This is a genomic window from Pseudomonas sp. ADAK18 (assembly GCF_012935695.1).
Taxonomy (GTDB): Bacteria; Pseudomonadota; Gammaproteobacteria; order Pseudomonadales; family Pseudomonadaceae; genus Aquipseudomonas.
The window spans coordinates 3,895,388-3,907,502 of the sequence record NZ_CP052859.1; the positions used below are offsets into that span (position 1 = coordinate 3,895,388).

11 protein-coding genes are annotated in these 12,115 nt (G+C 61.8%); 5 read left to right on the forward strand and 6 right to left on the reverse strand.

The genetic code is table 11. The features are described 5' to 3' along the window. Positions 1–6 precede the first annotated feature (6 nt). From lpxK to HKK55_RS17520, 4 genes are all read right to left on the reverse strand, one after another. A complete protein-coding gene (gene lpxK / locus HKK55_RS17505) occupies positions 7–1,017 on the reverse strand; it encodes a tetraacyldisaccharide 4'-kinase (RefSeq protein ID WP_169355831.1) in 1,011 nt (336 codons plus the stop codon). Beyond that, the gene (locus HKK55_RS17510; RefSeq protein WP_169355832.1) at positions 1,017–1,445 is read right to left on the reverse strand and encodes a biopolymer transporter ExbD; all 429 of its coding nucleotides are present in this window, start codon (positions 1,443–1,445) and stop codon (positions 1,017–1,019) included. Before HKK55_RS17510 ends, lpxK begins: the two co-directional genes overlap by 1 nt. Next, positions 1,442–2,077 (reverse strand): MotA/TolQ/ExbB proton channel family protein, encoded by a 636-nt coding sequence (locus HKK55_RS17515; RefSeq protein ID WP_169355833.1) that lies wholly within the window; start codon positions 2,075–2,077, stop codon positions 1,442–1,444. The genes HKK55_RS17510 and HKK55_RS17515 overlap by 4 nt, the downstream gene beginning before the upstream one ends. 75 nt (positions 2,078–2,152) lie before the next feature. Further along, positions 2,153–4,414: a DNA internalization-related competence protein ComEC/Rec2 gene (locus tag HKK55_RS17520; RefSeq protein ID WP_237151265.1), complete on the reverse strand. Its 2,262-nt coding sequence runs from the start codon at positions 4,412–4,414 to the stop codon at positions 2,153–2,155. Positions 4,415–4,549: 135 nt separating this feature from the next. On the opposite strand from HKK55_RS17520, the gene HKK55_RS17525 reads away from it, so the two are divergent. Further along, positions 4,550–5,065: a DUF2062 domain-containing protein gene (locus HKK55_RS17525; RefSeq protein ID WP_155583174.1), complete on the forward strand. Its 516-nt coding sequence runs from the start codon at positions 4,550–4,552 to the stop codon at positions 5,063–5,065. Between the two features lie 2 nt (positions 5,066–5,067). Here the strand turns inward: HKK55_RS17525 and HKK55_RS17530 are convergent, their stop codons facing one another. Then, entirely contained in the window at positions 5,068–6,438 is a 1,371-nt protein-coding gene (locus HKK55_RS17530; RefSeq protein WP_169355834.1) for a sensor histidine kinase, read from the reverse strand. Then, positions 6,425–7,153 carry a response regulator transcription factor gene (locus HKK55_RS17535; protein WP_169355835.1) on the reverse strand — a complete coding sequence of 243 codons (729 nt, stop codon included), beginning with the start codon at positions 7,151–7,153 and terminating at the stop codon, positions 6,425–6,427. The genes HKK55_RS17530 and HKK55_RS17535 overlap by 14 nt, the downstream gene beginning before the upstream one ends. A gap of 204 nt (positions 7,154–7,357) precedes the next feature. On the opposite strand from HKK55_RS17535, the gene HKK55_RS17540 reads away from it, so the two are divergent. From HKK55_RS17540 to HKK55_RS17555, 4 genes are all read left to right on the forward strand, one after another. After that, complete coding sequence (locus HKK55_RS17540; RefSeq protein WP_169355836.1) at positions 7,358–10,111, forward strand: response regulator; 2,754 nt, start codon at positions 7,358–7,360, stop codon at positions 10,109–10,111. Positions 10,112–10,184: 73 nt separating this feature from the next. Continuing rightward, on the forward strand, positions 10,185–11,174 hold the full coding sequence (locus tag HKK55_RS17545) for a 2-hydroxyacid dehydrogenase (protein WP_169355837.1): 990 nt from the start codon (positions 10,185–10,187) through the stop codon (positions 11,172–11,174). A 71-nt stretch (positions 11,175–11,245) separates the two neighbouring features. Then, on the forward strand, positions 11,246–11,686 hold the full coding sequence (locus HKK55_RS17550) for a hypothetical protein (RefSeq protein ID WP_169355838.1): 441 nt from the start codon (positions 11,246–11,248) through the stop codon (positions 11,684–11,686). Continuing rightward, positions 11,683–12,087, forward strand: a complete 405-nt coding sequence (locus tag HKK55_RS17555; RefSeq protein WP_169355839.1) for an META domain-containing protein — start codon at positions 11,683–11,685, stop codon at positions 12,085–12,087. Before HKK55_RS17550 ends, HKK55_RS17555 begins: the two co-directional genes overlap by 4 nt. The last annotated feature ends 28 nt before the right edge of the window (positions 12,088–12,115 follow it).

Genomic DNA, 12,115 nt, shown 5'->3' on the forward strand with positions numbered 1-12,115 from the left:
AACGTTTTAAGGCAAAAGACGGGCGGGCAGTAAACGCATCAACTGCGTGTCGAACCAGGCGATGAACGCCGGTGACGGTGCCGCATCCACCGCAAGGTACCACCAGTCGGGCTGGGCAAAGGCGCGGCACTTCACCGCGTCCTTTTCAGTCATGACCAGAGGCCATTGTGGTGTGAAGTTCAGGACCTCGGCGCTGTAGGGCGCGTGGTCGGCAAAAGCATGGGGTAGCGCCAGCCAGTGTAGCGTTTCAAGCGTATTGAAGAAACGTTGCGGGTTGCCGATACCAGCCACGGCGTGAATGTGCTGCCCCACCGGGAAATGGTCGACGGGCTTGCGCTCACCGCTTTTCAGGTTGACCAAGGCGCTGGGCAACAGACGAAAGGCAAAGCCATCGTCACGGTCCGAGCCTGCGCCGTTATAAAGAAGCGCGTCGACACTTTGCAAACGCTCGATCGGCTCTCGCAACGGGCCGGCAGGCAGGCAACGGCCATTGCCCAAGCCTCGGGCGGCGTCAATCAACACCAGTTCCAGGTCACGGGCCAGACGGTAATGTTGCAGGCCGTCGTCGGACAGGATCAGATCCAGTGTCTCGCTCGCCAGCAACGCCTGCACCGCACGGCTGCGGTCGGGGTCGATCATCAGCGGTACGCCGCTGCGCTGGACGATCAGCAAGGGTTCATCCCCCGCCACCTCGGCGCTGTGGCTGGCTTCTACGCGCCAGGGCAACTGCGGCGGCTTGGCGCCATAACCACGGCTGACCACACCCACGCGCAAACCGGCGCGTTGGCAGTGCTCAATCAGCCAGAGAATCAATGGCGTCTTGCCGGTGCCGCCGACGGTGATATTACCGACCACGATCAACGGCACCGGCGACTGGTAGATCTCACCCTCGCCCACCAGGAAGCGCTCGCGCTTGCGCCGCACCACCCGGCGATAGAGCCATTCCAATGGCCGCAAGAGCTTGAGGGCCGGATGGCCGGCGTACCAGGCATTGAGCAAACGATCGGACATGGCCATCAGGGTTGCTTCGCCGCCTCGACAGTGGTCATGCGCAAATGGCTGAAACCGAGCTTGCCTGCGGCATCCATAGCGGTGATCACAGCCTGGTGCTGGGTCTTACCGTCAGCACTGATGGACAGTGGCTGGCTGGTATCGCCGCCGGACTCCTTCTGCAGCGCGTCCATCAAGCCGGCCAGATCGTTTTTCTCCAGCAACTGGTTATTCACCGAGAAGATGCCGTCGGCGCTGATGGCGATGTCCAATTGCTTGGCTTGCGAGTCTTCCGCCGGCGAGCCACTGACCGCTTCCGGCAGGTCAACCCGCAGCTGGGTTTCCCGAGTAAACGTGGTGGTGACGACAAAAAACAGCAGCAGGATAAACACTACGTCGATCAACGACGCCAGGTTGATATCGACGTTTTCCCGTTGCTTGCGGCGAAATTTCACGCTTTGCCCTCAACCAGGTCTACATCACGGTCACCCTGCACCACTTCCACCAGCTTGATGGCTTCCTGCTCCATGCCCACCACCAGCTCATCGATCCGGCGTTGCAGGAAGCGGTGGAAGAACACCGAAGGAATACCCACCATCAGGCCCGCCGCCGTGGTGATCAAGGCCTTGGAAATCCCCCCCGCTAATACGGCTGCGTTGGTGGTCATGCCCGAGCCCATGAAGGACGAGAAGATATCGATCATACCCAGCACCGTACCCAGCAGCCCGAGCAGCGGCGCCATGGCCGCGATGGTGCCCAGTGCATTGATATAGCGCTCCAGCTCATGAATGACCCGAGCGGCGGCCTCCTCGATGCATTCCTTCATGATCTCGCGACCGTGCCTGGAGTTGGCCAGCCCTGCGGCGAGAATTTCCCCCAGGGGCGAATTGGCCCGCAGTACCTTGAGTTTGGCGTTGTCCAGTTTCTTGTCTCTGATCCAGCCCCAGACCTGCCCCAGCAGATGCTCCGGAGTCACACGACTGGCCCGCAGGGTCCACAGGCGTTCAGCGATGATGCCGAGAGCGGCAATGGAACTCAAAATGATCGGCAACATCATCCAGCCACCGGATTTGACCAATTCCCACACAGTGAATGCCCCCTCGAAAAAGTGCGCCACTTTAGCATAGAGGCTCCCCAGGAAGGGCTAGCCCGCCCAGGTGCATCATGTCGCAGGCACCCGGTCTTTGGTAACGCCGGATTGCGGTGGGGGTTCGCGCCAGAAGCGACGTTGACTGCGAGCGGCGACCGGTGGCTGGAAGGTTCCTAGTTGCAAGCGTAGAGCGCCCTGTTCGGCGCTGTCATAAATCGCGCTGCCCAGCGCCTGATAACGCGCCATGACCTGCGGATGAGGATGGCCGAAGGCGTTGCCACGCCCCCGTGAAATCAGCACCGCCGTGGGCGCGAGCCGCTGGAGAAACCGCCATGAGGAAGAACTTTGGCTACCATGGTGAGGGGCTTGCAGCCAATCGGTGCGCACCGCCAGCGAGGTGGTCAGCAGCGCCCGTTCGGCATCACGGTCGATATCGCCAGTCAGCATCAACCGCTCGCCTCTGGCCTGCACCAGCAGCACACAGGACTTTTGATTGCCGTTGGTCGCGTCCGGCCATTGCCACAGCTCGAATTTTACGCCGTCCCACTCCCACTGTTCCCCGCTGATACAGGGTTGAACGCCCAGGAAGGCCGGCAGCCCATCGGTTTCCCCGCCCACCACCCGCTTGATCGGCAGACCTTGGGCAATAGCCGCCGCGCCACCGGCATGATCGGCGTCGGCATGACTCAGCAGCATCACGTCCAGTGCCGTGACACCGAACTTGCGTAATGCCGGCAGGACGACCCGCGCGCCGAGGTCAAATTCGCCAAACCGGGGCCCGGCGTCGTACAGCAACGTGTGGTTGCGGGTACGGAGCATGATCGCCAGCCCCTGCCCGACGTCCAGTTGCACGACATCAACCTGACCATGGGGCACCGATTCACGCGGGGGGAACACCGCCAACAGCAACATCGGCCAACCCAACAGGCGAAACGGCACGCCCTTGGGCAGCAACAGCAACACCGCGCCCAACAGGCTCACCAGCCAATAGCCGATGGGCACCTCGGCGGGCGTCCAGGCCGGCAAGCGTTGCGCCAACAGGTCCAGGCCCCTGAACAACCAATCGAGCGCACCACCCGCCAGCCACAACAAACCCTCTCCTATAAAGGGTAACGGTAATGACAAAGTCCCCAGCAGCGCCAACGGCAACACCACCAGGCTGATCCACGGCACGGCAAACAGATTGGCCAAGGGCCCGCTGAGGCTAATGGGCAAGCCCAGTATCAGCAGCACCGGGAACAGGCCGATGGCAATCAACCATTGGGCGCGGGTCCAGGTTTGCCAGGGATTCCAGGGACCCAATCGGCCGCTGAAAGCCAGGATCAGCACAGCGACGGCAGCAAACGATAGCCAGAACCCCGGCTGCAGGCTGGCCAGCGGCTCCAGGATCAGCACGCCATTGAGTGCCAGCAACAATGGCCACCAGATCCCCAAATGACGAAACCGCAGGCGCCACAGCAATACCAGCCCCACCATGACACAGGCCCGTTGCACCGGTACCTGGAACCCTGCCAGCAAGCCGTACCCCAGCGCGGCGGCAAACGCCAGGCCACACGCCCAGGGCAACCACGCCAACCGCATAGGCCAACAGCCATAACGGGCAAGGCCGGCCACCAATCCGTAGATCAACCCCGCCAACAACCCGATATGCTGGCCGGAAATCACCAGCAGGTGAACGGTGCCCGTGTCCTGTAATGTCCGCCAATCCTGCGACGCCAAGCCCGAACCATCTCCCAGTACCAGCGCCACCAGACCTGCCTCGCGGCCTTGCGCATCCACCGTCAACAGACGCTGGCGGATCGAATCGCGTAAGGCATGCCGGGCAGGAGCCAGACGCTGGCCGTCTTTGACCGAACCGGTGGCACCAATACGCTGGGCCAACAGCCAGGCCTCATAGTCAAAGCCATGGCCATTGAGCAACCCGGAAGGACGCTTGAGTGTGACAGCCAGGCGCCAGCGCTCCCCGCTATGAACCGGTGGGCCGCCATGCCAGGTCACGCGGATACGTTTGGGCAGCAAATCCTTGCGTGACCGACTGTCGGCCAGTTCAAAGCGCACCACCCCGTCGGTCTGTTGCGGCAGCCCGGTGATCCGGCCCTCCAGCCAGCGGGTCTGCCCGTCCAACGAAGGCACCAGCCGGTCATTCAGGGCCCACTGCGCGCTAAGGCAAGCCCAGCTCAAACCCAGCAGGAAAAACGCCAATGGATAGGTGCGAAACGGTAACAGCATCAATGCCAACATCGGCATGGCCAGCAGCCAGCCCGTCGACGGCAGTGCAGGCAAAAATCGCAGGACAAGCAGCCCCACGGCGAGTGCGAACATCCCTGTTCTCATGGATCATTCCTTGAAAGTGACCCATCGAGTGTTAGCTGCTCCCACGGCGCAGACTATGATCTTTTGTCACAAAGTCTGAATTTCCTGTTCGTAAAATGCGGTCATACTTGCCCCTCGAACTGACCTGGATCCCTTATGCCACGGCGCTTATTCAAACGGTACATGCCCGATCCGACCAGTATCAGGGAACACAAATCCTTACGCTTTCTCGGTAAGTTGCTGCATGACCCGAACCTCTGGCACCTCAATCGGCATTCGGTTGCCCGCGCCATGGCGGTCGGTTTGTTCGCGGCGTTTATTCCCATGCCATTGCAAATGCTGTTGGCCGCCGTCCTGGCCATCGCGGTACGCGGCAATATGCCCATTGCGGTGAGCCTGGTGTGGCTGACCAACCCGATCACCATGCCGCCCATATTCTTCTGCACCTACATGACCGGGGCGTGGTTGATGAACCTCCCACCCCGTAGCCTTCCCGACGAACTGACCTGGGAGTGGATCAGCGGGCAGTTGTCGACACTCTGGCAACCCTTCCTGTTGGGCTCGGTGGTGATGGGGTTGGTGCTGGGCGCCCTGGGCTACTGCTTGACCATGCTGTATTGGCGCTGGTGGGTCGCGCGGCAGTGGAAGAAGCGCAAACTGCGTAGGCCCTGACGCTATCGGGCCGACAAGCGCATATGCACCCGCAAGCCTTGCCCGGCGTTTTCCGCCCATAGGCGACCGCCCTGGCGCTGCACCGCGTTGCGAGCAATGCTCAAGCCCAGGCCGAAGCCGCCGTCTCCAGGGCGGGAACCGTCCAACCGGGTAAACGGTTCGAAGATCCGCTCCAATTCTTCTTCATCGACGCCCCCACCCTGATCTTGCAGCCACAAGTGCCACTCGCCACCTTCGCAACGCCCATCCAGACGCACAACGCCTGCCTCCGGCGAGTGCCGAATAGCATTGCGCAGGATATTTTCCAGAGCCTGAGCCAGGGAATTCAGGTGGCCGCGCACCCAGCAATCGGCTTCCAATCCGCACTGCAAGCGTGAAACAGGCCAGCCGCTTTCAAAGCAGGCGTTTTCCCTGAGCATGTCCCACAAGGCCTGGACCTGGATGTCTTCCTGAGGCAGCGGCGCACGTTCAGTGTCCAGCCAAGCCAGTTGCAGGGTGTCCTCCACCAGGCGTTGCATGCCGTCGATTTCCCGCCCCAGACGTTCACGCAACTGTGGCAGATCCTGCTCGCTGTCACAGGCCACCCGCAGGCGACTCAACGGCGTGCGCAGTTCATGGGACAGGTCGCGCAACAACTGTTGCTGCAGGGCCACAGTACTTTGCAGCCGCTCGGACATGTGATTGAAAGCGCGACCCAGTTCACCCAGTTCATCCTGACGGCTGGTGGCGTCATGGGAAAGACGGGTGGCCAGTTGATCAGCACGCCAGGCGTTGGCCTGCTCGCGCAGGTGATTGAGGGGCATGATCAGCAGTCGATAGAGCCCCACACACAGCAACAAGGTGAACAAACCGGGGATCACCCCATTGGTGACCACGCGCCAGAACACCTGATAGCGCCCAGGCATGAAACGTTGCGGCAATTCGATGACCAGCGCACCGACGCCGGGGTCAACGGGAAACGGGATTTTCAGCCACGGCAGCCCCTTGGCGTGGCGGCTCACGGGCCAGTCCAGGCCCCGCAGAAAGGTCAGGCGCTGGCTTTCCTTGTCAGTCAGCGGGTAGCTGCTCAGGGATTGCAGGTCGTTGCCGATCACCCCCAACCAAGTGGACTCACGCTTGCCCATTGTTTGCATCCAGGCATCCACGCCAGCACTGCCCCCGGTGTTCCAGGCCAGTTCCGCACCGGCCGCATACCCACTCAAGGTGGCACGGGCGTCATCGGACAAAAAAGCGCCCTGCTGCTCCATGTATCGGCCCCACGACCAACTGAGCCAGATCATCAGCAGACAAAAGGCAATCAACAGGCAGGCCAGCTTCCAGAATAACGAGTGCTTGCCCGGCAGCCGCTTGAGTGAACATTCAAGCCCCTTCATCGAGACCACTCAACACGTAGCCCTTGCCCCACACGGTGCGTACTTCACGGCCGGTATAACCGATGGTCTTGAGCTTGCGGCGGATCTGACTGACGTGCATGTCCAGGCTACGATCATGGGGCGCGTAGCCGCGCTGCAACACATGCTGATAAAGGAACGCCTTGCTGAGCACCTCTTCACCATTGCGGTGCAAGGTCTCCAACAGGCGGTATTCACTGCGGGTCAAACCGGCCCATTGTTCCTGGTGAAAGACGTCACACCGCTCATCGTCAAAGCGCAGGCTGCGGGCATCGTTACGTACTGCGGCAAGGGCCGGTAGCGGTCGCCGATCCAGGGCCACCCGCCGCAGAATCGCCTCAATGCGCACCCGCAGCTCGATCATGCTGAACGGCTTGGGCAGATAATCATCCGCCCCCAGGCGAAAGCCGCTGATACGGTCGGCTTCCGCGCCCAGGGCCGACATCAGGATCACCGGGATCGAATGGCTCTGGCGCAAATGGGTAAGGATCGACAGACCGTCCATACCCGGCAACAGAATATCCATCAACACCACGTCGAACGCTTGCTCGCGGGCCATTTTCAGACCTGCCTGGCCGTTCTGGCACCAGGTCACCTGAAAACCACAACGCCCCAGTTGTTCATGGACATAAGCGCCCAGTACGGGATCATCTTCAATGGTCAGGATGCTGGGAAGGCCAATTGCTGCGGGATTCATTAGCGTCTGCAAGTCATTCTCAATGACTGATTATTCAAGATTGCCTGGTCCTAGGCAACCGCCACCGGGCGTTCAATGGCCCGATGTTTGCCTCACGTCATTAATTTGCAAGATTCCACACCGCGCAAATGGCTACACTGCGCAGGTGGCGCGGGCCGGATGCCTGCGCAGAATTCGACAACAGCGTGGTAGCAGGAGAGTGGCGTGCTTAGAAGAATGGGGATAAAAGGCCGCGTACTGTTGCTGACCTTATTGCCTACCAGCCTGATGGCATTGCTACTGGGCGGCTATTTCACCTGGATGCAGCTGTCGGAGTTGCAAACGCAGTTGCTCAATCGCGGCGAAATGATTGCCGAACAACTGGCACCCCTGGTGGCCCCAGCCCTAGGCACCAAGAACACCGACCTGCTGGAACGCATTGCTACCCAATCCCTGGAACAAGCGGACGTACGCGCCGTGTCCTTCCTTGGGCCGGACCGCACGCCCTTGGCCCATGCCGGCCCGACCATGCTCAATCAGCCGCCCATTGGCAACAGCTCTCACCTGTTGCAGCGCACCGGCAATGATGCAACCCGCTATCTGCTGCCGGTCTTTGGTCGCCATCGCAACCTGGCCGGCGAACTGATTCCCGATGAGGCCGACCGCCTGCTGGGCTGGGTCGAGTTGGAGCTTTCCCACAACGGTATGTTGCTGCGCGGCTATCGCAGCCTGTTTGCCAGCCTGCTGTTGATCGCCATCGGCCTGATCTGCACCGCCGCACTGGCCCTGCGCATCAGCCGCACGATCAACTCACCCATAGGCCAGATCAAACAAGCCGTCGCCCAACTCAAGGACGGCAACCTGGAAACCCGCCTGCCACCGCTGGGCAGCCAGGAACTGGATCAACTGGCCTCGGGCATCAACCGCATGGCCGAGACCCTGCAAAACGCCCAGGAAGAATTGCAACACAGCATCGACCAGGCCACTGAAGACGTGCGGCAAAACCTGGAAACCATCGAAATCCAGAACATCGAGCTGGACCTGGCCCGCAAGGAGGCCCTGGAGGCCAGCCGTATAAAATCGGAATTCCTGGCCAACATGAGCCATGAAATCCGCACACCGCTGAACGGCATCCTGGGGTTCACCCACCTGTTGCAGAAAAGCGAGCTGTCGCCCCGTCAGTTGGACTATCTGGGGACCATCGAAAAATCCGCCGACAACCTGTTGGGGATCATCAACGAAATCCTCGATTTTTCGAAAATCGAAGCCGGCAAACTGGTGCTCGACAGCATCCCGTTCAACCTGCGGGACCTGTTGCAAGACACCTTGACCATCCTCGCCCCGGCCGCCCATGCCAAGCAGTTGGAACTGGTCAGCCTGGTCTACCGCGACACGCCGTTGGCCCTGGTGGGCGACCCCTTGCGGCTCAAGCAGATTCTGACCAATCTGGTCAGCAACGCGATCAAGTTCACCCGCGAAGGCACCATCGTCGCCCGCACCATGCTCGAAGACGAGCAAGAAGACAGCGTGCAACTGCGCATCAGTGTCCAGGACACCGGCATCGGCCTGTCCAATCAGGATGTACGGGCGTTGTTCCAGGCGTTCAGCCAAGCCGATAATTCGCTGTCCCGACAACCAGGCGGCACCGGTTTGGGCCTGGTGATTTCCAAGCGCCTGATCGAACAGATGGGCGGCGAAATCGGCGTCGACAGTACACCAGGGGAAGGCTCGGAATTCTGGATCAGCCTCAACCTGCCAAAAACCCGCGACGATGCCGAAGACCTGCCCTCCCCACCGCTGCTGGGTCGACGCGTGGCCGTGCTGGAAAACCACGAACTGGCGCGCCAGGCCCTGCAACATCAATTGGAAGACTGCGGCCTGGAAGTGACCCTGTTCAACACCCTGGAGAGTCTGACCAACGGCATCACCAGCGCCCATCAGACCGAACAGGAAATTGGCCTGGCAGTACTGGGCATCACCGCCAATGACATTCCGCCGGAACGCCTGAACCAGCATCTCTGGGACCTCGAACACTTGGGCTGCAAGGTCCTGGTGCTGTGCCCAACCACCGAACAGATGCTGTTCAACGAGTCGGTCCCCAACCCCAACAGCCAGTTGCAGGCCAAGCCGGCCTGCACCCGCAAACTGCGACGGGCCCTGGCCGACCTGATCAGCCCGCGACCGATGCGCAGCGAACCGGGCGAGCCCCTGTCCAGCCGCGCGCCACGGGTGCTGTGTGTCGACGACAACCCGGCCAACCTGCTGCTGGTGCAAACGCTGCTGGAAGACATGGGCGCCAAGGTCCTCGCAGTGGAAAGCGGGTACGCCGCGATCGACGCGGTGAAAAAGGAAACCTTCGACCTGGTGCTGATGGACGTGCAAATGCCCGGCATGGACGGCCGCCAGAGCACCGAAGCGATTCGCCAGTGGGAAAGCGAGCGCCACGGCACACCGTTGCCGGTGGTCGCCCTCACCGCACACGCCATGGCCAACGAAAAGCGGGCCCTGCTGCAAAGCGGCATGGATGACTACCTGACCAAACCCATCAGTGAACGGCAACTAGCCCAGGTGGTGTTGAAGTGGACAGGGTTGGCCTTGCGCAACCAAGGCCAGGAGCGCGGTACGGAAGCCGTTGTCCATGCGGCTCAACTGCCGGTCCTCGACCACGAGGAAGGTTTGCGCCTGGCGGCTGGCAAGGCCGACTTGGCCGCCGACATGCTCGCCATGTTGCTGGCCTCCCTGGAAGCCGACCGCGAAGCCATTCGCATCGCCCGGGAAGCCAGCGACCACAACGCCTTGATCGAACGGGTGCACCGCCTGCACGGTGCCACCCGTTACTGCGGCGTCCCGCAATTGCGCGCAGCCTGCCAACGGGCCGAAACCCTGCTCAAGCAGGATGACGCCAGGGCCATGGCCGCCCTGGATGAGTTGGACCTGGCGATCACACGACTGGCCAGTGAGGCGCGGGTCAGCGCCTGACCGACACACACAGTAGCGGCCTGCTTGTCTACGGGGAGTCCGTTAGCTGGCCTCAGTCCAAAGGAACGACTTGATGCGCATCATCCTCTTCAGCAGCCAGGCCTACGACCGTGACAGCTTCCTGGGCGAAGCGTTACCCGTGGGCATGGAACTGCAATTCCAACCCGCCCGCTTGAACCTCGACACCGTGGCCCTGGCGGAACATCACGAGGTCGTCTGCGCCTTTATCAACGACGACCTCAGCGCACCCGTGCTGGAACACCTGGCCCAACACGGCACGCGGCTGATTGCCCTGCGCTCGGCCGGTTACAACCATGTCGACCTGGCGGCCGCCAAACGCCTGGGCCTGACCATCGTCCAGGTGCCGGCCTACTCGCCGCATGCGGTGGCCGAACATGCCGTCGCGCTGATCCTGGCCCTCAACCGCCGCCTGCACCGCGCCTACAACCGCACCCGCGACGGCGACTTCAGCCTCCACGGCCTGACCGGCTTCGACCTGGTGGGCAAGACCGTCGGGGTGGTCGGCACCGGGCAGATCGGCGCCACCTTCGCCAAAATCATGGCCGGGTTCGGCTGTACCTTGCTGGCGTACGACCCCTACCCCAATCCGCAGGTCGAAGCGCTGGGCGCCCGCTATGTAACCCTGCCCGAACTGCTGGCCCAGGCGCAGATCATCAGCCTGCATTGCCCGCTGACCACCGACAGCAAACACTTGATCAACGCCCGGTCCCTGGCCCACATGCAGCCCGGTGCCATGCTGATCAATACCGGACGCGGCGGCCTGGTGGACACGCCGGCGCTGATCGAGGCGCTCAAGGTGGGCCAACTGGGCTACCTGGGACTGGATGTCTATGAAGAAGAGGCGCAGCTGTTTTTCGAGGACCGCTCAGACTTGCCGCTGCAAGACGACGTGCTGGCGCGCCTGCTGACCTTCCCCAACGTGATCATCACCGCGCACCAGGCGTTCCTGACCCGTGAGGCCCTGGCAGCGATTGCCGGCACTACCTTGGCGAACATCGCGGCATGGGCCGACGGGCTGCCGCAGAACGTGGTCGACGGCTGATCAATGGTCACATACCCGGGCGATGATGGGCTGCGGCCCGTGATAGGATGCCGCGCCTATTTGGAGGATCCATGGCCGAACACGATTTCCGCTTCAGCTTGCTGAGCCCGCAACACACCCTGATCGAATGCCGCGCCCTGGTACCGGGCCGTTATCAAGTCACCGGCAACGGTGGTTCGATTAAAAACGGCGATGTGCTGATCGTCACCCTTCGCGGCAGCAAGACCCTGTCAATGCGCCTGACCGTTGAAGGCGACGCTCGCTATTCCCTCAAGCCGGCTGGCCAATGGGTCGCCATGGCCCAGGGGCCGAAGTTCGGCGAGCTGGAGATTCACACCTGGAACGTCAACTGCGACAGCTGTGAGGCGACGCTTGAATTTGAGTTCTCGGTAGAGACCAAACTGACCAAGGAACCCCTGCAACCGGCCGCCACTGCGCGGATCGCCGAGTTGGGCTGGGCCACGGTCGGTGACAAGCATCGCTGCCCGAAATGCCAGAAGGCGGCTCAATGAAGCCGCTGTTCCTGCTCGCTGCGCTGGGAGCAGGCCTGGTGGGTTGCGCCGGTGAGCCGGTCAAGCTCCAGCAGGATCACAGCTACGTGCTGGAGTGGATCGGCGAACGGCCACTGATGGACTACGCCCACTTGACCGTCACCCTCGGCTCCGACGGCCGGGCCTATGGCAATGGCGGCTGCAACCACTGGTTTGCGCCGTACACCCTGGACGGCGACAAGCTGAGCTTCGGCAAGATCGGCAGCACCCGCAAACTCTGCGCCGAAGCGTTGATGGAGCAGGAGCACCGTTTCTTTGAAGCCTTGCAGACCGTGGAACGCTGGGACATCTCGCCCATCGAGCAAACCCGCTTCTGGCCGGCCGAAGGCAAGCCCTTGCGGTTGTGGCTGGAAGAGGGCTGATCCGCGCTTTATAAAGCACTGCGGATCA